The organism is Variovorax ureilyticus (assembly GCF_037889935.1).
GTDB classification, from domain to species: domain Bacteria; phylum Pseudomonadota; class Gammaproteobacteria; order Burkholderiales; family Burkholderiaceae_C; genus Variovorax; species Variovorax ureilyticus.
Window position 1 is genome coordinate 579,721 of record NZ_JBBKZU010000001.1, and the last position, 20,710, is coordinate 600,430.

A 20,710-nucleotide genomic window follows, 5' to 3' on the forward strand; every position below is an offset into this window, starting at 1 on the left:
GCCAACGCAGGGCAGGCCGACTGATGCAATACGCGAACAAGGGCGACGTCGAACTCGACGGCAAGGGATTGCGCATCGGCATCGTGCAAGCGCGCTTCAACGCAGACATCACCGACGCACTGGCCAAGGCCTGCCGTGACGAACTCGCGGCACTCGGCGTGGGCGATGCGGACATCGACCATGTGCGCGTGCCGGGCGCGCTCGAAGTGCCGGTGGCGCTTCAAGGCCTGGCCGAGCGCAACTGCTATCACGCGCTGATCGCGCTGGGCTGCATCATTCGCGGCGAGACCTACCACTTCGAGCTGGTGGCGAACGAGTCCGGCGCCTGCGTGAGCCGCGTGGCGCTCGACTATCGCATTCCGATCGCGAACGCGATTCTCACGACCGAGAACCTCGAACAGGCCGTTGCGCGCCAGAGCGAGAAGGGCCGCGATGCGGCGCGCGTGGCGGTGGAGATGGCGCGACTGCTGGCGAGCCTCCAATGAGCGACGACATCAAAGCCACCGGCGGCAAGCCGCGCCAGACGCGCACCGGCCTCACGAGTACCGGCGCACGCAAGGCGTCAGCCAAGTCCACGCGCAGCCGCGCGCGCGAGTTCGCCCTGCAGGCGCTGTACCAGTACCTGGTCGGACGCAACGACGCCACCGCCATCGACGAATTCACACGCGACCTCGCCGGCTTCCACAAGGCCGATGCGGCGCACTACGACGCGCTGCTGCATGGCGCCATCGAATCCGCCGAAAGCCTCGATGCGCTGATCGTCCCGCTGCTCGATCGCAAGCTCGAGGAAATCTCGCCCATCGAGCACGCCGTGATGTGGATCGGCGTCTACGAGTTCCAGAACTGCCTCGACGTGCCTTGGCGCGTGGTCCTCAACGAGTGCATCGAGCTCGCCAAGGAGTTCGGCGGGACCGACGGCCACAAGTACGTGAACGCGGTGCTCAACGGCCTGGCGCCCAAGCTGCGCGCTGCCGAAGTCGAAGCCGACCGCGCCACCGGAAAGGCTCGTTCATGAGCGCGGCGCCGGGCCGCCCCAAGCAAGCGAACACCCCCTCGGGGGGCAGCGAGGACACGCCAGTGCCGAGCCTGGGGGCCCTATGAAGATTTCGAAGCGCGCTGAGCGCATCGAGCCGTTCTATGTGATGGAGGTCGCCAAGGCCGCCTCCGCACTCGCGCGCGAAGTCGCACACACCGACCGCCCGATGATCTTCCTGAACATCGGCGAGCCCGACTTCACCGCACCGCCGCTGGTGCAGGAAGCGGCGCTGCGTGCGATCCGCGCCGGCGCCACGCAGTACACCCATGCGACCGGGCTCGACCGCCTGCGAGAGCGCATCAGTGGCTGGTATGCGGAGCGCTTCGGCGTGGACGTGCCGGCCCGGCGCATCGTCATCACGGCCGGTGCTTCGGCGGCGCTGCAGCTCGCCTGCCTCGCGCTGATCGAGGCCGGCGACGAGATCCTGCTGCCGGACCCGAGCTACCCGTGCAATCGCCATTTCGTGACGGCGGCGGACGGCCGCGCGGTGCTGGTGCCGACGACCGCCGCCGAGCGCTTCCAGCTCAGCGCCGCCAAGGTCGAATCGGCATGGAACGAGCGCACGCGCGGCGTCCTGCTCGCGTCGCCGTCGAACCCGACCGGCACCTCGATCGCGCCCGACGAGCTTCGCCGCATCCACGAAGTCGTGTCGCAGCGCGGCGGCATCACGCTGATCGACGAGATCTACCTCGGCCTCTCCTACGACAGCACCTTCGGCCAGACCGCGCTGGCGATCGACGACCAGGTCATCAGCATCAACAGCTTCAGCAAGTACTTCAACATGACCGGCTGGCGTCTGGGCTGGCTCGTCGTGCCCGAAGCGCTGGTGCCTGCGGTCGAACGGCTGGCGCAGAACCTCTTCATCTGCGCGAGCACGGTGTCGCAGCACGCCGCTCTCGCCTGCTTCGAACCCGACAGCATCGCCGAGTACGAACGCCGCCGCGCCGAATTCAAGGCACGCCGCGACTGGTTCATCCCGCAGCTCGACGCGCTCGGGCTCGAAGTGCCCGTCATGCCCGACGGCGCCTTCTACGCCTGGGCCGACTGCTCGAACTTCGCGGAACGTCTGGGCATCTCCGGCAGCTGGGACTTCGCCTTCGAAGCCATGAAGCAGGCGCACGTCGCGGTCACGCCGGGGCGCGACTTCGGCTCGGCCGAGACCTCGCGCTTCGTGCGCTTCTCGACCGCCAGCTCGATGGCACACCTCGAAGAATCGATCGATCGCCTGCGCGTGTGGGCGAACGCGACCGTCGCTGCATGAGCTTCGCTCTGCCGATCCGTATCTACTGGGAAGATACCGATGCGGGCGGCATCGTGTTCTATGCCAACTACCTGAAGTTCATGGAGCGCGCCCGCACCGAATGGCTACGCTCGATGGGCATCGCGCAGCAACGCCTGCGTGAGGAGACCGGCGGCATCTTCGTCGTGAGCGAAACGCAGCTCAAATACCATCGGCCGGCCCGGCTCGACGATGAACTGCTGGTTACAGCCGAACTCCGTCAGATCGGCTCCGCGTCGCTGATAATTGCCCAGCGCGTGCTATCAAAATCAGAGCAACGCACCGATGCGGGCACCGCGGACAATGCAGTGCTCCTGTGCGAAGGCACGATCCGCATCGGCTGGGTCCAGGCCGACACGCTGCGGCCGGCACGAATCCCGCGTCACGTTTCGGGAACCCTCGAGCGGCATGCCGGCTCCATGTCTCAACCTTTCAAGCCATGAATCAAGACCTCTCGATCATTTCCCTGCTGCTGCACGCCAGCCTCCCGGTCCAACTGGTGGTGGCATTGCTCATCGTCGTTTCCGTCGGGAGCTGGGCGGCCATCTTCCGCAAGTACTTCTCTCTCAAGCGCACGCGTGCGCTCAACGAGGACTTCGAGCGCGACTTCTGGTCGGGCACGAGCCTCAACGAGCTCTTCTCCTCGGCCGCGCAGAACGCGAAGTTCGCCGGCCCCATGGAACGCATCTTCGCCTCCGGCATGCGCGAATATCAAAAGCTGCGCGAACGCCACGTGTCCGACCCCGGCACCCTGCTCGACGGTTCGCGCCGCGCGATGCGCGCGAGTTTCCAGCGCGAGCTCGACGCGGTCGAACAGAACCTCTCGTTCCTCGCCACCGTCGGATCGGTCTCGCCGTACGTCGGCCTCTTCGGCACGGTGTGGGGGATCATGCATGCCTTCACCGGACTCGCCGCGCTGGCGCAGGTGACGCTCTCCACCGTCGCGCCCGGCATCGCCGAAGCGCTCGTGGCCACCGCGATCGGCCTCTTCGCCGCGATCCCTGCCGTGGTCGCCTACAACCGCTTTGCCCGCGAGATCGACAAGATCGCGATTGCGCTCGAGACCTTCATCGAAGAGTTCTCGAACATCCTCCAGCGCAACCTGACGGCCCACCAGAGCCCGGCGAGCGTCGCGTCGGCTGCAGGCCGCTGAAGCGGAGCACGACACCATGCCAGCCATGTCCTCCCGCGGCCGCGGCCGCCGAACGATCAACGAGATCAACATGGTCCCGTTCATCGACGTGATGCTGGTGCTGCTGATCATCTTCATGGTCACCGCGCCGCTGATCACGCCGAGCGTGATCAACCTGCCCAGTGTCGACAAGGCCAACAAGCAGCCTGACAAGCCGATCGAGATCGTCATCAAGAGCGATGACGAGGTGCAGATCAAGAAGGACCCGTCCACCGGCAGCGGCGGCAGCTCGATTCCGATGACGCAGATCGGTTCGGCCGCCAAGAACGCGCAGGGCGGCGATGGCGATCGCCCCGTCGTCATCAGCGCCGACAAGTCCGTCAAGTACGAAACCGTGGTCAAGGCCATGAACCAGCTCAAGCGCAGCGGCATCGAGCGGGTCGGCCTCTCGGTGCAAACCACGGGCGCGAAGTAAGGCATGTCGCTCGCCGCGGAACGCCCCGAATTCGCGCCGCCGCCGCAGCGCGGCACGCTGCGCGCCGTGCTGCTGGCGCTGTTCGCGCACGCGCTGCTGATCGCCTTGCTGACGTGGGGCGTGAACTGGCGCCGCGAGGCCGAGAACGATGCCGTCGAGGCCGAGCTGTGGTCATCGACCGTGCAGCAGGCCGCGCCCAGAGCGGTCGCGCCGTCGACGCCGACGCCTCCCCCTCCGGTCCCGACGCCGGCACCGCCGCCACCACCTCCTCCTCCGCCGCCGCCACAGGCGGTGAAACCGCCCGAGCCCACTCCCACGCCGAAGGCGCCCGACATCGCGCTCGAACGCGAGAAGAAGCTCAAGGAGCAGAAGGAACGCGAGCGCGAGCTGGAGCGTCAAGCCGAACAGCAGAAGAAGCTCGAAGCCCAGAAGAAGGCCGCGCAGGAAAAGAAGGAAGCCGAAGCGCGCAAGCGCGAAGAGGAAGAAGCCGAGCGCAAGAAGGACGAGCAGAAGAAGCTCGCCGAACAGAAGCGCAAGCAGGAAGCCGAAGCCAAGCAGCAGGCCGAGGCCGCGAAGAAGAAGGAAGCCGAGGCCAAGCAGGCCGCCCAGGCGGCCGCCGATCGCGCGGCAACGCTCAAGCGCATGCAGGCGATGGCCGGCACCGGTGGCGAAGGCACTGCCGCACGGTCCTCCGGTCCATCAGGTAGCTACGGCGGCCTGGTCGCCGCCAAGGTGAGGCCCAACGTGGTCTTCCCGGAAGCTGAGCTCGTGAACGGCAATCCGGGCGCGGAATTCGACGTCCGCTTGGCGCCCGACGGCACCATCGTTGGCAAGCCGGTCCTGACCAAGTCGAGCGGCTTGCCGGGCTGGGATGAAGCAGCGCTGCGCGCACTGCAGAAGACCGAGCAACTGCCGCGCGACATCGATGGCACGGTGCCGCCACGCCTGATCGTCACGCTACGGCCCAAGCGCTGAGCCGCACGGCTATTTCGCGCGACCGTACTTCGCAGTGAAGCCCGCCGAGCCGAGCTTGTTGGCATTGATCATGAAGCCGACCAGCGCGGCAGTGGCATCTGCCGGAATGTCCAGCTTGTCGGTCTTCAGCGCATACACCGTGAAGATGTACCGGTGCGGCTTGTCTCCCGCCGGCGGGCACGCGCCGCCGAATCCGGGTGCGCCGAAATCCGTGCGCCCCTGCACGCTCCCCGCCGGCATGCCCTTGCCGTCGGCGGTGCCTGCGCCCTCGGGGATTTCGCTGACAGTGGCGGGGATGTTGTAGATGACCCAGTGCCACCAGCCCGAGCCGGTCGGCGCATCGGGGTCGTACGCAGTCACCGCGAAGCTCCTGGTGTCCTTGGGCGCACCGCTCCACTTCAACGCAGGCGAGATGTTCTTACCGCTGCAGCCGAAGCCGTTGAACACCTGCGCCTCCGTCAGCGTGCTGCCGGGCTTGATGGTCGGACTCGTCAGGACGAATCCGGCAGCTTGCGACAGCGTCGCACAGGCGGCCAGCGCCACCGCAAGGGAAACCGAACGCAGCTTGGAATGCATGGTCATCGCTCCTCCTTCCCGGATGTTTGGGGGGGCACGATCATGCCGCGCGCCGCATAGCGCCGTCCAGCCCTCGCGACCACCCAGTGCGCCGCCATCGCCGCGAGGCCGCCGACGACGACCCCGAACAACACATCCATCGGGTAGTGCACCCCGACCACCACCCGGGCCACGCCCACGAGGCCGGCGAGCACGAGCAGGATGCCGCCGAAGGCCCGATACCCGGACATGAGCAGGAACGCGAAAGCCACGGCGCTGTACGCCGTCGCATGGCTACTCGGAAACGAGGGGCTCGGACCATGCGGCAAGTGCAGGAAGCCCAGCCCGAGCACGAAGGGCCGCGGACGGTTCCAGACCTCGCCGATGAGTTCGCAGGCCACCGCGCCCAGTCCCAGCGCGAGGATCGCCGCCAGCAGCGGCGTCAGGAACGGCTTGCCCCGACGCAGCGCATAGCCCACGAGCAGCGCCAGAAGAACCCAGTGCGCATAGGCCGCAAAAAAATACGCCGTGCCGATCCACCACCGGGGTGCATCGCCGTGCGCATTCAGCAGAAGAAAAAGCTGGCGGTCCAGCGCGTCGAACATCGGACGAAAACCCGCTACTCGTAGACGACCGCCGCCTTGCCGGCATCGGCCTGCGCCATCCAGCTCGCCAGCGCGGCATCGGTCGGGAAGAATTTGGCGCGCTCCCCGAGCTGGAGTTCGACCTGCGCCCCGTTCCGGGCCATCGACAGCCGCACGGCCAAGCCCTGCAGCAGTTCGCCGTGTTCGCTCTGCTCCGCGCGCGGCGGGAACTCCTTCACCAGCCGCGCGATGTCCGGCGCCTTGCCGTTGACCGCCACGCGCAGGTACTTGCCGAACCGGCAGCGCGCCGCGGCCAGGTCCCAGGCCTGCATGACCTGGAAGCGCGCCTCGAAGCCGCCGCGCGCCGGCTGGAGCCGGCCGCTCACGATCACCAGCTCATCGTCCTTGAGCACATTGCGGTTCGCGTTGAACAGCGCTTCGTCGGCGGTCGCCTCGATCGACCCCGACTTGTCGTCGAGCTTGAAGATGCACAGCCGCCCGCGCTGCCCGTTGATCATGCGGAAGTCGCTCACGATGCCTGCGATCACCTGCTGCTCGCGGCTGTCGATCAGGTCGTCGATCGCGCGCTTGCAGAAGCGGCGCACCTCGTGCTCGACCTCGTCGAAAAGATGGCCCGACAGGTAGAAGCCGATGGCGGTCTTCTCGAAAGTCAGCCGCTCCTTCACGCCCCACGGCGTGGCATCGATCAGGTCGGGCTCCTGCGCGGCGGAGCCGTGCTCGCTGTCGCCGAAGATGTCCACCTGCGCCGCATTGGCCTCGGTCGCCGACGCAAACTCGAAGGCGCGATCGAGGGATGCGATCAGCGACGCGCGGTTCTGCTGCAGCGAATCGAAGGCGCCGGCCTTGATCAGGGCTTCGACAGTGCGCTTGTTGATGCGCTGGCGGTCCACGCGCACGCAGAAATCGAACAGGCTCTTGAACGGGCCGCCCTCCTCCCGCGCCCGGACCACCGCCTCGACGGCAAGCTGCCCCGTGCCCTTGACCGCACCGAGGCCGTAGCGGATGACCTTGTCATTGACCGGCTCGAAGCGATAGTTGCCGCGGTTCACGTCCGGCGGCTCGAAGGTGATGCCGAAGTTCTTCTGCGCGTCCTCGAACAGCACCTTGAGCTTGTCGGTGTTGTCCATTTCCACGGTCATGTTGGCGCAGAAGAACTCGGCCGTGTAGTGCACCTTCAGCCAGCCGGTGTGGTAGGCCAGCAGCGAGTACGCGGCCGCGTGCGACTTGTTGAAGCCGTAGCCCGCGAACTTCTCCATGAGGTCGAAGATCTCGTCGGCCTTCGCTTCGTCGATGCCGTTCTGCGCAGCGCCCTTGCGGAAGATCTGGCGGTGCTCGGCCATTTCCTCTGCCTTCTTCTTGCCCATCGCGCGGCGCAGCAGGTCGGCGCCGCCAAGCGAGTAGCCGCCGAGGATCTGCGCGGTCTGCATCACCTGCTCCTGGTAGACCATGATCCCGTAGGTCTCGGAGAGCATGTCGGCCACCAGCGGATGCGGATACTCGACCGTCTCGCGCCCGTGCTTGCGCGCGACGAAGCTCGGGATCAGGTCCATCGGGCCCGGCCGGTACAGCGCGTTCAGCGCGATCAGGTCTTCGAGCCGCGTCGGCCGCGCGTCCTTCAGCATGCCCTGCATGCCGCGCGATTCGAACTGGAACACGGCTTCGGTCTTGCCGTCCGCAAAGAGCCGGTAGGTCGGCGCGTCGTTGAGCGGGATGTTCTCGAAGGCGAAGTTCTCCTGTCCCTTGTGGCGGCGAACGATGAACTCCTTGGCGATCTCCAGGATCGTGAGCGTCGCCAGGCCCAGGAAGTCGAACTTCACGAGGCCGACCGCTTCCACGTCGTCCTTGTCGTACTGGCTAACGGCCGAGTCGCTGCCGGGCTGCTGGTAGAGCGGGCAGAAGTCGGTGAGCTTGCCCGGTGCGATCAGCACGCCGCCGGCATGCATGCCGATGTTGCGCGTCATGCCCTCGAGCTTCTGCGCCATTTCGACGACGGTGCGGACTTCTTCTTCCTTCTCGATGCGCGCCGCGAGCTGCGGCTCCATCTCGATCGCGTAGTTGTTCTTGTCGCCCTCGACCTTGGGCGACGGCGGGTATTGCAGCGTGACCGACATGCCCGGCTTGTTCGGAATCAGCTTGCTGATGCCGTCGCAGAAGGTGTAGCTCATGTCCATCACGCGACCCACGTCGCGGATGGCGGCGCGCGCGGCCATGGTGCCGAAGGTGGCGATCTGGCTCACCGCATCGCGGCCGTACTTGTCCTTGACGTAGTCGATCACGCGGTCGCGGTTGCCCTGGCAGAAGTCGATGTCGAAGTCGGGCATCGACACGCGCTCCGGGTTCAGGAAGCGCTCGAACAGGAGCTTGTATTCCAGCGGATCGAGGTCGGTGATCTTCAGCGCATAGGCCACCAGCGAGCCCGCGCCCGACCCCCGGCCGGGACCGACCGGGCAGCCATTGTTCTTGGCCCAGTTGATGAAGTCGCCCACGATCAGGAAGTAGCCCGGGAACCCCATCTTCAGGATGGTGTTGATCTCGAACTCCAGCCGCTCGACGTAGCGCGGCCGCTCGGCATCGCGCTTGGCCGCATCGGGATAAAGGTGCGCAAGCCGCGCTTCGAGGCCTTCGAAGGATGCGTGCCGGAAGTACTCCTCGATCGGCATGCCATTGGGCGTCGGGAAGTTCGGCAGTTGGGGCTTGCCGAGCACCAGTGTCAAGCTGCAGCGCTTGGCGATCTCGACGGTGTTGGCGATCGCGCTCGGCACATCGGCGAAGAGCGCCTCCATCTCCGCCGAGGACTTGAAGTACTGCTCCTTGGTGAACTTGCGGATGCGGCGGGCGTTGCCGAGGATTTCGCCTTCGGAAATGCACACGCGAGCTTCGTGCGCCTCGTAGTCGTCGGCGGTCGCGAACTGCACCGGGTGCGTCGCGACCACCGGCAGCTTCAGGCGCGCGGCGAGCTGCACGGCGGCGATCACGTGCGGCTCGTCGTCCGGCCGGCCGGCGCGCTGCAGCTCGATGTAGAAGCGGTGCGGAAAGATGCCTGCCAGTTGCAGCGCGAGTTCGGCGGCGCGCTCGTGCTGCCCCTGCAGCAGCGCCCCCCCCAGTGGCCCGGCCTGCGCGCCGGACAGCGCGATCAGCCCGCCCTGCAATTCCTTCAGCCAGGCCAGCTTGCACGCCGCCTGCGCCTGTCCGCGCCCGACGTTCTGGGTCCAGGCGCGTGCGAGGAGTTCGGAGAGGTTTAGGTATCCCTCCTTGTTCTGAACCAGCAGCACGATGCGCGTGAGCGCGGCGGGGTCCGATCCCAGCCCTTCGACCACCACTTCGGCGCCAAGAACTGGCTTCACGCCCTTGCCCCGCGCTTCCTTGTAGAACTTGACGCCGCCGAACAGGTTGTTCAGGTCGGTGATCGCCAGCGCAGGCTGCCGGTCGGCGGCGGCCGCCTTGACGACGTCATCGATGCGATTGGTGCCGTCGACGACGGAAAACTCGGTGTGCAGGCGCAGGTGAACAAACATCCGCCGATTGTAGAAAGCGGGACCTCCACGATGTGATCTCGCTGTCCCTATTGCATTGAGCCCGGCCGCCTAAAATGCCGCCCCGTGCAAGAGACTTTAAACATTGCGGCCTACAAGTTCGTCCCGATCGACGATGCCGCTGAATTGCGCGAAACGCTTCGCGCCAAGACCCATGAGCTCGACCTCAAGGGAACCATCCTGGTCGCGCAGGAAGGTATCAATCTGTTCGTGGCGGGCACGCCCGATTCCGTGCGCGGCTTCCTGGCCTTTCTGCGCGCGGACCCGCGTTTTGCAGACCTCGAAGCCAAGGAAAGCTGGTCTGCGTCGCAGCCGTTCCGCCGCATGCTGGTCAAGGTCAAGCGCGAGATCATCCGCATGGACCATCCCGCGATCCAGCCAGCTACCGGCCGCGCGCCCGGCGTGGACGCCGCCACGCTCAAGCGCTGGCTCGACCAGGGCCATGACGATGCCGGCAAGCCGGTCGCGATGCTCGACACGCGCAATGCGTTCGAGGTCGACTATGGGACTTTCGAAGGGGCGATCGACTGGCGCATCCACAAGTTCACCGAATTCCCCAAGGCCGTGCAAAAGCATCGCGACGAGCTCGCCGGCAAAACGGTGGTGAGCTTCTGCACCGGCGGCATCCGCTGCGAAAAGGCCGCGATCCTGATGCACGAACTCGGTCTGGACAACGTGCTGCAGCTCGACGGCGGCATCCTCAAGTACTTCGAGGAAGTCGGCGGCGCGCACTATCAGGGCGAATGCTTCGTCTTCGACGGGCGCGAATCGCTCTCACCGGATCTCAAGGCGCGCGCTAACGGCGTCAGTGCCCGGGCCTCCGAAGACCCGGACATCGCCATCAAGCGCTGAGCCGCAGGCTCATACCGGCGTCGTGCCGTTGTCGGGCGGCGTCTGCACCCGGAAGGCCGGGTGGTCGGGCAGCGGGATGAACTCCGTTTCGCCGGGCACGTGTCCGATGCGCTGCGCGGTCCAGTCGGCACCGGCTTCGAGGATGCGTTCGCGCCGGCTCGAGACGAAATTCCAGGTGATGAATCGCGGACCATCGAGCGGCTCGCCGCCGATGACCACCGCGCGCACCGGGCCCTGCGTCGTGAGCACGCCGCCCTGCCCGTCCGGCAGCATCGCCATCGTGTGCCGCGCGACCGGTTCACCGTCGAGCACGAGGTCGCCATCGACCGGATAGATCGCGAGCTCTTCCGCCAGCGCCGGCAGCTCGAAGCGCGCGCCGGCCGGCAAGGCGAGATCGAGGTAGATCGTCTTCGAGAAGGTTTTCACCGGCGACCGCGCGCCGAAGGCTTCGCCGATCAGCACCCGCACCGGCACGCCCTGCACCTCCAGCGCCGGGATGTCCTCCTCGGCGGTGTGCGTGAAGCTGGGCTCGACTTCCTCGTAGGCCTGCGGCAGCGCGCACCAGAGCTGGAGGCCGTGATTCACATAGGTCGCCTGGAGCAGGCGCTCGGGCTTGCGCTCCGAATGCACGATGCCGCGGCCGGCAGTCATCCAGTTGATCGCGCCGGGGCGGATCTCCTGCCTGCTCCCGAGGCTGTCGCGATGCATCATCGCGCCCTCGAAAAGATAGGTGACCGTCGCCAGGCCGATGTGCGGATGCGGTCGCACGTCATGCTGGTTGCCGGGCTGCTCGGTCGCCGGCCCGAAATGATCGAAGAAGACGAAGGGCCCGACCGAACGGCGCTGGGCGGCCGGCAGCAGGCGGCGGACGTTGAAGCCGCCTCCCAGGTCCTTGTCATGCGGTTGAAGCTGGAGCGTTGCGGTCATCGCGTTGCCTTCCGGGAGTTGCGTTTGGTTCTTGCCTTCGGCCGGGAACGCCGCGGAACCGCCTTGGGCCGCAGAGGTTGCCCCCGGCGAGGGGGTTGGCGGCCCCGCGAATTGGGCAAGCCTGGGGGAGAGTCTACGCAAGCACTGCGGCGATGCGCTCGCCGAATGCGATGGCGGTTTCCAGATCGCCTTTCGCCATCTCCGCCGGACTGGCATCGGTTGGCGACGTCGTCAGCAGCCCGTTGTAGCCGCCGACATAGTTGATCGAATCCCGCTTCGCCGCCTTGTCGTTGCTCGGCATGATGCCAAGGCTGATCCACAGGCCGCCATGCTGCATCGCGAAGTGCCACAGGTAGGTGAGCGTCGCGTCCTTGTCGCCGTTCATCGCGCTGCTGTTGCTGAAGCCGGCGAAGAACTTGTTCTTCCAGCCCTGCGTGTACCAGACCTTCGACGAGGCGTCGGCGAACTTCTTGAACTGCCAGCTCGGACCGCCCATGTAGGTCGGCGCACCGAGGATGATCGCGTCGGCACCGGCGAGCAGTTCCCAGCCACCGGCAGGCAGGTTGCCGTCCGCATCGATCGCGAGAAGATGCGCGCCAGCACCATCGGCCACGGCCTTCGCCACGCGCTGCGTGTGGCCGTAGCCCGAATGAAAAACAACAACGATCTCGGCCATCACTCTTCCTTTGAATCTCCGACCTGCCCCGCCAGTGGCGAGGCGCTTGAAATCGGCGAAGCTTAATGCCAGAAACACAGCGGACCGGCTTGACCGGTCCGCTGGTGTTGCCCCCTGCAAGGGGGTGTCAGAGCCCCACGAAGTGGGCGAGGCTGGGGGTGGGCCTTATTTCTTGTCGATGCTGATGCGACCCGGACCGAACGCTGCGATGGCAAGCAGGCCACCGGCAATCGCGATGTTCTTGAAGAACATCAGCTGGTTCACGTACGCCTTCTCGGCGGGCATGCCCCAGTAGTTGTGGAAGAACACCGCTGCGGCAACGGTGAACACGGCGATGACGATCGCCGACAGGCGCGTCTTGAACCCGACCAGCAGCAGGATGCCGAGACCGAGTTCGACGACGATCGCGATCACCGTGCCGAGCTGCGGCATCGGCAGGCCGGCCGAAGCGATGTACCCCGCGGTGCCCGCGAAGCCCATGAGCTTGCCGAAGCCGGCTGGAATGAAGAGCGCCGCGATCAGGATGCGGCCGATCAGGGCCAGCGCGTCTTGCGCTGCGCCGGTGGTGGCGGCCGGGGCGGCGTAGTTGGATGCGGTGGTGGTGGTCATTGGATGGACTCCTGGGTTGAAAAAACGTGAAAGAGAAATCCTGCGGCCTCAGGCTGCGAGGTCGAAGACGAGCACTTCGGCGTTCTTGCCGCCGTCGAGCGTGAGTTTCGATTCGCCCTGGATCAAGGCGGCATCTCCGGTGGTGAGCTTCGTACCGTTGGCCTCGAGCTCGCCACGCACCAGGTGCACGTAGCTCTTGCGCTTGGGGTCGAGCGTCAGATCGGCCTTCTCGTCGCCGTCGAACAGCCCCGCGAAGAGCTTCGCGTCGGCATGCACCAGCACCGAGCCGTCGGCGCCGTCGGGCGAGGCGACGAGACGCAGCTTCCCGCGCTTCTCGTCATCGGAAAAGCTCTTCTGCTCGTAGCCCGGCTCGATGCCGCGCACGTTCGGTTCGATCCAGATCTGCAGGAAGTGCGTCGTCTGGTCCGCCTTGTGGTTGAACTCGCTGTGCATGACGCCGCGGCCGGCGCTCATCCGCTGCACGTCGCCGGGCGGGATGGATTCCACGTTGCCCATGCTGTCCTTGTGCGCGAGTTCGCCCGAGAGCACGTAGCTGATGATCTCCATGTCCCGGTGGCCGTGCGTGCCGAAACCGGCGCCCGCCGCGACGCGGTCTTCATTGATCACGCGCAGGTTGCCGAAGCCCATGTGCTCCGGGTCGTAGTAGCCGGCAAAGGAAAAACTGTGAAACGAGCGCAGCCAGCCGTGATCGGCATAGCCGCGTTCCTGGGATTTACGGACTTGCAACATCGTTGAACTTCCTGCCCCTGCATCAAGGGCCATTCGGTATGCCGCGCCCTGTGCGCGGCGGATGTCCAGAACTTTAGGGCTCGGGCCTTCTGCGAAAAGCAATGCCGTTTGATGGCATCATTCAATTTTTTTGAACGATCACTCGTCATGCCGACCCCTCGCGATGTCCTGACGCCCGACGCCCTGGCCATGCTGCAGACCGTGGCCAGCACGGGCAGCTTCGCTGCGGCGGCACGCACGCTGAACCTCGTGCCGAGCGCCTTGAGCTACCGGGTCCGGCTGATCGAGGACGCACTCGACGTGCTGCTGTTCGACCGCAGCGGCCGGCAGGCGCGCGTGACCGAGGCCGGCGTCGAACTGCTGCGCGAGGCGTCCCGCCTGCTCGGCGAGATCGATTCGGTGGCGAACCGGGTCAAGCGCGTCGCCACCGGATGGGAGCCGATGCTCACCATCGCGGTCGACAGCGTCATCGCCCGCGATCCTTTGCTGGACCTGGTCAACGCCTTCTATGCGCTCGAACCGCCGACCCGCCTCAAGCTGCGCGACGAGACGCTGCTGGGCACCATCGAGGCGCTGACGAGCGGCGAAGCCGATCTCGCGATCGGCGCGGTGCTCGACGCCGCCAGCCTCGCCTTCACCGCGTCGGGCATCCGCAGCCGGCCGATCGGCAAACTGGCGTTCGTCTATGCCGTCGCGCCGCACCACCCTCTCGCGCGCATCGACGAGCCGCTGAGCGACGACGTGCTCAAGCGATACCGCGCGGTCGCGGCAGCGGATTCCTCGCGGGCCGGCCCGAGCATGACGGTCAACCTCGTGGGCGGGCAGGACGTGTTGACCGTGCCGACCATGCAGGCCAAGCTGGCCGCGCAACTCCACGGCCTGGGCGGCGGCTTCCTTCCCGAGCCGATGGCCCGGCCCTACATCGAGGCCGGCCACCTGGTCGAGCGCAAGACGGTGCGCGTGCAGCCGCTGGCCACCATGCACTGCGCCTGGCGCATCCCCGCCGCCGGCAATCCGGGGCGCGCACTGCAGTGGTGGCTGGAACAGTTCGAGCACGAAGGCAGCCGCCGGGCGTTGCTCGAACGTCACCGCGGACGCTGAAGACCGGTCGCCAGCGGTTAGAGTGGCTTGCCTGCTTCACACAAACCAACCAGCGAGACGACCGACATGATTCTTCGCCCCCCTGCCGACCGCCACCGATCCACCCCGTCTCGCCACTATGCGGTGGTCGGGGCGGGCATCGCGGGCGTGGCTTGCGCCCGCACGTTGATCCAGGCGGGGCATCGCGTCACCGCGTTCGAACGCGAAGCCGCAGCGGGCGGGCGCATGGCCAGCGTGTCGACGCCGTTCGGCCGCTTCGACACCGGCGCGCAGTACTTCACCGTGCGCGACCCGCGCTTCATGGCAGCGATCGACACCGCGCCGGGCATCTGCAAGCCCTGGAGCGCAAACCTCGTGCGCGTCCTCGACGCGCATGGCCGTGTTGCCGAAGCGGCCCTCCCCGGCCTCGAACAGCACTGGGTGGCCCAGCCGGGGATGGACGCACTCGTCGCCAAGTGGGCAGCCCCGCTGGGCGATGCCCTGGTCGCCCGGACCAGCGTGACGCGCATCGAGCCCGATGCGCTCGATGCAGCGCGCTGGCAGCTCCGCACGACCGGTGACGACGATTCGCAACACGTCTATTCGGGCTTCGACGGGGTGCTCCTGGCCGTGCCGCCGGCGCGCACGCGCGAACTGCTCGATGGCGGCCGGCTCTCGCGAAAGCTCAGCAAGAAGGTCGATCCCGTCCGCATCGCGCCGTGCTGGACGCTGATGATCGCGTTCCCGCAGGCCAACCAGCCCACGATGTCGCACCTCGGCCCGCAATGGAACGTGGCGCGCAGCACCCATCACCGCATCGCCTGGCTGGCGCGCGAATCGTCGAAGCCCGGCCGCGACCGCATCGAACGCTGGACGGTGCAGGCCAGCCCAGCCTGGTCCCACGAACACCTGCGCGACGACCGCCCGCGCGTCGAAGCCAAGCTGCTGCGGGCCTTCGCCGAGATCACCGGCATCCGCGCCGAGCCGTCGCATTCGCAGGCCCGTTGCTGGCCCGAGGCACAGACGCAGGTGCCTGTCGGCGAAGAGCATGTGTGGGACGCCGAAGCCCGCATCGGCGTGGCGGGCGACTGGTGCCTGGGGCACCGGGTCGAGGACGCCTTTCTCTCCGGCTTGACGCTCGCACTGAAGGTCATCTGACGCCTCGCGCAAAGGCATGACGCGGATCGGCCGCTTCGCTCCCTCGCCGACCGGCCCGCTCCACGCAGGTTCGCTGGTGGCGGCCCTGGCGAGCTGGCTCGACGTCCGGGCGCAGGGGCCGGATTCGCGCTGGCTGGTGCGGATCGAAGACGCCGACACCGAGCGCTGCCTGCCGGGCATGGGCGAGCTGATTCTTTCGCAGCTCGCCGCCTGCGCGCTGGTGCCGGACGAAGCGCCGGTGTGGCAGACGCAGCGCACGCATCGCTATGAACTGGCACTCGGCAAGCTGAAAGCCGCCGGACTCGCCTATCCCTGCGGCTGTTCCCGCAAGGACATCGACGAGGCGCTGACGCGTCTCGGCATCGGGCACACACGGCATGGGGAGCGGGTCTACCCCGGCACCTGCCGCGATGGCCTGCATGGCAAGGCCGCGCGCGCATGGCGATTTGCCGCGACGACATTCCAGCAGGCATCGGGGGAGCCCCCGGTGCACTGGCACGACCGGCGCCTCGGCGACCAGCAGCAGGACGTGGCGCGCGAAGTCGGCGACTTCGTGCTCAAGCGCGCGGACGGGCCATGGGCCTACCAGCTCGCCGTGGTGGTCGACGATGCCGAGCAAGGCGTGACCGATGTCGTGCGCGGCGAGGACCTTGCGGACAACACGGCGCGGCAGATCCTGCTGCAACGCGCGCTCGGCCTGCCGACGCCCCGCTACCTTCACACGCCGCTGGTGCTGGGGCCGGACGGCGACAAGCTCTCCAAGCAGAACGGCGCGACCCCCTTGCAGACAGGCACGGCTGGCGAGGCGCTCGCCGCGCTCGATGCAGCCGCGCAGCGGCTCGGGCTTCGCGCGATATCCGGCCACTCGGCCAAGGAAGCGCTTGCGCAGTGGGTTGCCCAATGGCGCGATCTCTACAATTCGCGCCCGTGACCAGCCCCATCAACGACATCCCTGACATCCCACCGGAAGCCCCTCCCGGCGACAAGCCCACCGGCGAGGCGCATCCGCTGCATCGGCGCCTCAAGAGCTTCGTGCGGCGCGCCGGCCGCACCACCGACGGCCAGGCGCGCGCGTACGAGGAGTTCGGCCCCCGATTCCTCCTGCCCTACAACCCCGAGCCACTCGACTTCGAATCGGCGTTCGGCCGCAAGGCGCCGACGATCCTGGAGATCGGCTTCGGCATGGGCGAAGCCACCGCGCACATCGCGGCGCTGCTGCCCGAGAAGAACTTCCTCTGCTGCGAGGTGCACGAGCCCGGCGTGGGCGCGCTGCTCAAGCGCATTGGCGAGCAGAACCTGCAGAACATCCGCATCTGCGCGCACGACGCGGTCGACGTGCTCGACCACATGCTGCCGCCCGCGACGCTCGCAGGCGTTCACGTGTTCTTCCCCGACCCGTGGCACAAGAAGCGGCACAACAAGCGGCGGCTGATCCAGGGGCCTCTCGTGCACAAACTCGCGGAACGGCTGGCGCCCGGTGGCTATCTGCACTGCGCCACCGACTGGCAACCCTACGCCGAGCAGATGCTCGAAGTCCTCTCGCAGGAACCGCTGCTGCACAACACCGCGCCGGACTACGCCCCCAAGCCGGCCTACCGTCCGCTGACGAAGTTCGAGAACCGGGGCCTGAAGCTGGGCCACGGCGTCTGGGACCTGGTGTTCGAGCGCGTCTGAGCGGGCTCGCCGCCCGTAGGCCGGCCGCTCAGTACGCGAGCGAAAGCATCCGTGCCTCGCCAGCCGTCGCGGCATCGAGTCCGCGCGCCGACAGGGCGTCTTTCTGCTCGGCCAGGATCAGCGCTGCGCGAAGCGCGGAGCGGCTCGCGATCTTGGTGTGGGTGATCAGCGCCTGAAACTCGCGCTCGAGGTCTTCCGGCGACCGGTCGCCCGGCGCGCTCATCAAGGTCTTGCTGACATCGACCAGCGCCGCGGCGGCGCTCAGGCAGATGTTGACCGCCGACTGCGCAGGACTGGCGCGAAAACGCTGCACCTCATCATGGGAAGCCACGTCGATCGCATTGAACGGCAGGTCGATCGCCAATCCGAAATACGGTCCGCCGTCGAGATCACTGTCGGCGTGGGCAAGCACTTTTTCGATGGCCAGGAGCGCGTTTTCAAGGAGAACGATATCGGTGGACGTTGACTTCATTTGATTCGCCGCCGGTGATTTCCGGTACGGCCGGAATGGTGACAGCACGGGCCCGATTGCCCCTGTGAAAAATGCCACATGCTTGATGCAAAAGTTAACATTTTTGGATCAGTGCAACGGCTCCCCGATCGCGTTCATGACGGGACTACGTCAGTCCCGTGAACTAATCCCTTGGTCTGCGCCAATCGAATTGATACATTTTTTATCAATTGCAAGAAAGGGTGAGCAATGGAACTGACGCGCAGGAGTTGGGTGGGCAGAACCGGCGCCATGCTTTTGCTTGGCGGCGGTGCGATCTACGCGGGCCGGCCGGCCCGCGCGCAATCGGCCGCTTCCGGCCGCGCCCCAGTCCCGGCCGCGCCGCCGCGCACCGTGGTCCTCGGGCAGTCGGTGCCGCTGACCGGCGCGGCCAGTGAGATCGGTCTCGCGTTCGCGGCCGGCGCCAAGCTCTACGCCGACCAGTTCAACGAATCCAGCGCCGCCAGCGGCATCCAACTCAAGCTGCTGCAGCTTGACGACGGCTACGACGCCGCGCGCGCCACCGCCAACGCGCGCAAGCTCCTCGACGCGGACAAGGCCGACATGCTCTTCGGCTTCGTCGGCACCGCCAGCAGCGACGCCGGCGCTGCCATCGCCGCGAAGCAGGGCTCGATCCTGTTCGCGCCATTCGCCGCCGCCGACAACCTGCGCGGTCCGAACTCTCCCAACGTCTTCCACGTGCGCCCGAGCATGGCCGACGAGGCGATCAAGATCCTGCGCCAATGCGCCGCCGTCGGGCAAACGCGCATCGCGCTGATCGGCGACGACGACGCCATGGGCCGCGCGGGCCTTGCGGCGGTCGAGCAGGCGATCACCGAACTCAAGAACCCGCCGCTCGTCGCCACGGCGATGGTGTCGGACAGCAGCGACAAGATCGACGCCGCGGTGGCGACGGTGCTCAAGCAATCGCCGCAGGCGATCGTGCTGGTGTCGCTGTCGGGCACGACGTCCAGCGTCGTGCGCAAGCTGCGCAAGAGCGGCTATTTCGGCACCCTGACGACCTTCTCGATCGTGGGCATCGATCCGCTGTACGCAACGCTCGGCAAGGACGTGGGCGGCATGGTGATCTCGCAGGTGGTGCCGTCGCCGCGCCCATCGGCGATCCCGATCGTCAAGGAATACCTGGCGGCGGTCGACAACTCCGACCAGACCGCATCCTATGAAGGTCTCGAGGGCTTCATCGCCGCCAAGGCCGCCGGTGAAGCCGTGCGCCGCGCGGGCAAGGGTTTCACACCCGCCACGCTGCAGCGCACGATGACCGGGATGACGGACTACGACGTCGGCGGCTTCCGAATCAATCTGCGGCCGGGCCTGCGCGATGCCGGCCGAAGCATCGATCTCATCAGCATCGCGAAGGACGGCCGAGTTCTTCGCTGAACGCCTCCAGCCTCCCCCCGCTGCCTATGGCTCTGCACCCGCAGCCGGCGGAGCCACGTTCCGCGGGTGCTCCCGTCATGGGGCGATGCACAACCGTTGCAGCGCGTCGATCGACAGCAACTCGATGCGGCCGTAGCCGAGTGCGATCACACCTTCCTGCGCCATCGCGTTGAGTTCCTTCGACAGCGTCTGGCGCGTCACCCCGAGCATCATCGCGAGCGCCTCCTGAGGCAGCGAGACGGATCGGCGCAATTCGGGCGATTGCGTGACGTCGCCACGCGCGAGCGACATCAGGCGCCGCGCCACGCGGGCGCGCAGGCCGCGCAGGGTGGCGTCCTCCATCAATCCGTACAGCCCGCGCACGCGCGCCGCCAGCAACGCGGCGATCGCGCGCGCAAAGGCGGCATCCTGCATCTGGCGTGCAAAGGCTTCGTAGGGCACGACCATCAGGTCGAGCGCCGACAGCGCGGTGGCATCGTGGGTGCGTGGCGAACCATCGATGAGGCTGATCTCGCCGAACCAGTTGCCGGGCTCGAGCACCGCGAGGATCGCCTCGCGCCCGTCCTGTCGCAGCGTCGAGATCTTGATGGTTCCCGCCGCGAGCCCGTAGAAGCCCGCGCCCGCCACATGCACCGGATCGCCCTGCCTGAAGACCATGGCGCCGCGCCGCACGTGGATCAATTCGGCGGCGCCGAGCAAGGCCTCGCGCTGCGTGCGGCTCATCGAGTCGAACCATGGATTGGCCTCCAGCGCGCTGCGGTGGGCGGCGGAGATGCGGGGTCTGGAAGGGTTCGGCATGCGGGGGTTTGTATGGGCGCCGCATTGTCAATTTCTTGACAGTTGAGAGTCAACCGGCGGTCTACAGTGGGCCGCATCCCACGGAGACGAGACGATGAACGCAAGAGCGAACTTCACCCGCATGCAGGACAGCACGCGCGAAGACTGGCAATTGATCGGCGGCGAGTTCATGCAGTTCGCGGCCAGCCTGCCGGACCGCGTGATCAGGCACCTGCAGATCCTCGAAGGCGACTACGGCGGCTTCCCGATCGACCGCTACGCGCATTCGCTGCAGACCGCGACGCGCGCCCTGCGCGACGGCCGCGACGAGGAGTACGTGGTCTGCGCGCTGCTGCACGACATCGGCGACACGCTCGGCACCTTCAACCATCCGGACATTGCCGCCGCAATCGTGAAGCCCTTCGTGAGCGAAGAGAACCACTGGATGGTGCAGCACCACGGAATCTTCCAGGGCCACTACTTCTTCCATCACATCGGACTCGATCGCGACCTGCGCGAGAACTTCCGCGACCATCCCTGCTTCGAGCGCACCGCCGAGTTCTGCGAGCTCTACGACAACCCCGCCTTCGACCCGAAGGCCGAGACCTTGCCGATCATCGAATTCGAGCCGATGCTTCGGCGGGTGATGGCGCAGCCGCGCCAGAGCCTCTACAAGTCCGCACTGAAATCCCAACCGGCCGCGGCCTGAACCCCGTCAACAGGAGACCC

General features: G+C 66.9%; 23 protein-coding genes. 14 read left to right on the forward strand and 9 right to left on the reverse strand.

Annotated elements, in window-relative coordinates:
- Window positions 1-23: 23 nt before the first annotated feature.
- The 7 genes from ribH to tolA all read left to right on the forward strand — a co-directional run bounded on the left by ribH (window position 24) and on the right by tolA (window position 4,897).
- Complete coding sequence (gene ribH / locus WKW77_RS02790; protein WP_340355282.1) at window positions 24-485, forward strand: 6,7-dimethyl-8-ribityllumazine synthase; 462 nt, start codon at window positions 24-26, stop codon at window positions 483-485.
- A complete protein-coding gene (gene nusB, locus WKW77_RS02795) occupies window positions 482-1,015 on the forward strand; it encodes a transcription antitermination factor NusB (RefSeq protein ID WP_340355283.1) in 534 nt (177 codons plus the stop codon). Before ribH ends, nusB begins: the two co-directional genes overlap by 4 nt.
- An 82-nt stretch (window positions 1,016-1,097) precedes the next feature.
- Window positions 1,098-2,297, forward strand: a complete 1,200-nt coding sequence (locus WKW77_RS02800; protein ID WP_340355284.1) for a pyridoxal phosphate-dependent aminotransferase — start codon at window positions 1,098-1,100, stop codon at window positions 2,295-2,297.
- On the forward strand, window positions 2,294-2,758 hold the full coding sequence (gene ybgC, locus WKW77_RS02805) for a tol-pal system-associated acyl-CoA thioesterase (protein ID WP_340355285.1): 465 nt from the start codon (window positions 2,294-2,296) through the stop codon (window positions 2,756-2,758). Before WKW77_RS02800 ends, ybgC begins: the two co-directional genes overlap by 4 nt.
- Window positions 2,755-3,468, forward strand: coding sequence for a protein TolQ (gene tolQ, locus WKW77_RS02810; RefSeq protein WP_340355286.1), 714 nt, complete (start codon window positions 2,755-2,757; stop codon window positions 3,466-3,468). Before ybgC ends, tolQ begins: the two co-directional genes overlap by 4 nt.
- Before the next feature lie 16 nt (window positions 3,469-3,484).
- Window positions 3,485-3,922 (forward strand): ExbD/TolR family protein, encoded by a 438-nt coding sequence (locus tag WKW77_RS02815; protein WP_340355287.1) that lies wholly within the window; start codon window positions 3,485-3,487, stop codon window positions 3,920-3,922.
- Window positions 3,923-3,925: 3 nt separating this feature from the next.
- On the forward strand, window positions 3,926-4,897 hold the full coding sequence (tolA, locus tag WKW77_RS02820) for a cell envelope integrity protein TolA (protein ID WP_340355288.1): 972 nt from the start codon (window positions 3,926-3,928) through the stop codon (window positions 4,895-4,897).
- 9 nt (window positions 4,898-4,906) lie between these two features.
- On the opposite strand, the gene WKW77_RS02825 is transcribed toward tolA, so the two are convergent.
- Genes WKW77_RS02825 through dnaE form a run of 3 tightly spaced genes read right to left on the reverse strand, consistent with a single transcriptional unit; the run spans window position 4,907 to window position 9,572 of the window.
- Entirely contained in the window at window positions 4,907-5,473 is a 567-nt protein-coding gene (locus WKW77_RS02825) for a YbhB/YbcL family Raf kinase inhibitor-like protein (protein ID WP_340355593.1), read from the reverse strand.
- A gap of 2 nt (window positions 5,474-5,475) precedes the next feature.
- On the reverse strand, window positions 5,476-6,057 hold the full coding sequence (locus tag WKW77_RS02830; RefSeq protein WP_340355289.1) for a phosphatase PAP2 family protein: 582 nt from the start codon (window positions 6,055-6,057) through the stop codon (window positions 5,476-5,478).
- A gap of 14 nt (window positions 6,058-6,071) precedes the next feature.
- Complete coding sequence (gene dnaE / locus WKW77_RS02835; protein WP_340355290.1) at window positions 6,072-9,572, reverse strand: DNA polymerase III subunit alpha; 3,501 nt, start codon at window positions 9,570-9,572, stop codon at window positions 6,072-6,074.
- An 84-nt stretch (window positions 9,573-9,656) separates the two neighbouring features.
- Between dnaE and WKW77_RS02840 the strand changes: the two genes are divergently transcribed.
- The gene (locus WKW77_RS02840; protein ID WP_340355291.1) at window positions 9,657-10,442 is read left to right on the forward strand and encodes a sulfurtransferase; all 786 of its coding nucleotides are present in this window, start codon (window positions 9,657-9,659) and stop codon (window positions 10,440-10,442) included.
- A 9-nt stretch (window positions 10,443-10,451) separates the two neighbouring features.
- On the opposite strand, the gene WKW77_RS02845 is transcribed toward WKW77_RS02840, so the two are convergent.
- From WKW77_RS02845 to WKW77_RS02860, 4 genes are all read right to left on the reverse strand, one after another.
- Window positions 10,452-11,369 carry a pirin family protein gene (locus WKW77_RS02845; protein WP_340355292.1) on the reverse strand — a complete coding sequence of 306 codons (918 nt, stop codon included), beginning with the start codon at window positions 11,367-11,369 and terminating at the stop codon, window positions 10,452-10,454.
- A gap of 133 nt (window positions 11,370-11,502) precedes the next feature.
- On the reverse strand, window positions 11,503-12,045 hold the full coding sequence (locus tag WKW77_RS02850) for a flavodoxin family protein (protein WP_340355293.1): 543 nt from the start codon (window positions 12,043-12,045) through the stop codon (window positions 11,503-11,505).
- Window positions 12,046-12,210: 165 nt separating this feature from the next.
- Entirely contained in the window at window positions 12,211-12,654 is a 444-nt protein-coding gene (locus tag WKW77_RS02855; RefSeq protein WP_340355294.1) for a DoxX family protein, read from the reverse strand.
- A gap of 48 nt (window positions 12,655-12,702) precedes the next feature.
- Window positions 12,703-13,404: a pirin family protein gene (locus tag WKW77_RS02860; protein ID WP_340355295.1), complete on the reverse strand. Its 702-nt coding sequence runs from the start codon at window positions 13,402-13,404 to the stop codon at window positions 12,703-12,705.
- A 147-nt stretch (window positions 13,405-13,551) separates the two neighbouring features.
- Between WKW77_RS02860 and WKW77_RS02865 the strand changes: the two genes are divergently transcribed.
- From WKW77_RS02865 to trmB, 4 genes are all read left to right on the forward strand, one after another.
- Window positions 13,552-14,505: a LysR family transcriptional regulator gene (locus tag WKW77_RS02865; protein ID WP_340355296.1), complete on the forward strand. Its 954-nt coding sequence runs from the start codon at window positions 13,552-13,554 to the stop codon at window positions 14,503-14,505.
- 66 nt (window positions 14,506-14,571) lie between these two features.
- The gene (locus WKW77_RS02870; RefSeq protein WP_340355297.1) at window positions 14,572-15,642 is read left to right on the forward strand and encodes an NAD(P)/FAD-dependent oxidoreductase; all 1,071 of its coding nucleotides are present in this window, start codon (window positions 14,572-14,574) and stop codon (window positions 15,640-15,642) included.
- A gap of 16 nt (window positions 15,643-15,658) precedes the next feature.
- Entirely contained in the window at window positions 15,659-16,573 is a 915-nt protein-coding gene (gluQRS, locus tag WKW77_RS02875; protein ID WP_340355298.1) for a tRNA glutamyl-Q(34) synthetase GluQRS, read from the forward strand.
- Complete coding sequence (trmB, locus tag WKW77_RS02880) at window positions 16,543-17,316, forward strand: tRNA (guanosine(46)-N7)-methyltransferase TrmB (protein WP_422823105.1); 774 nt, start codon at window positions 16,543-16,545, stop codon at window positions 17,314-17,316. Before gluQRS ends, trmB begins: the two co-directional genes overlap by 31 nt.
- Window positions 17,317-17,344: 28 nt before the next feature.
- Here trmB and WKW77_RS02885 read toward each other — a convergent pair whose 3' ends face one another.
- On the reverse strand, window positions 17,345-17,836 hold the full coding sequence (locus WKW77_RS02885) for a hypothetical protein (RefSeq protein WP_340355300.1): 492 nt from the start codon (window positions 17,834-17,836) through the stop codon (window positions 17,345-17,347).
- A gap of 180 nt (window positions 17,837-18,016) precedes the next feature.
- On the opposite strand from WKW77_RS02885, the gene WKW77_RS02890 reads away from it, so the two are divergent.
- A complete protein-coding gene (locus WKW77_RS02890; RefSeq protein ID WP_422823106.1) occupies window positions 18,017-19,204 on the forward strand; it encodes an ABC transporter substrate-binding protein in 1,188 nt (395 codons plus the stop codon).
- A 75-nt stretch (window positions 19,205-19,279) separates the two neighbouring features.
- On the opposite strand, the gene WKW77_RS02895 is transcribed toward WKW77_RS02890, so the two are convergent.
- On the reverse strand, window positions 19,280-20,002 hold the full coding sequence (locus WKW77_RS02895; protein ID WP_340355302.1) for a Crp/Fnr family transcriptional regulator: 723 nt from the start codon (window positions 20,000-20,002) through the stop codon (window positions 19,280-19,282).
- Between the two features lie 94 nt (window positions 20,003-20,096).
- On the opposite strand from WKW77_RS02895, the gene WKW77_RS02900 reads away from it, so the two are divergent.
- Window positions 20,097-20,690 (forward strand): HD domain-containing protein, encoded by a 594-nt coding sequence (locus WKW77_RS02900; protein WP_340355303.1) that lies wholly within the window; start codon window positions 20,097-20,099, stop codon window positions 20,688-20,690.
- Window positions 20,691-20,710: the final 20 nt, after the last annotated feature.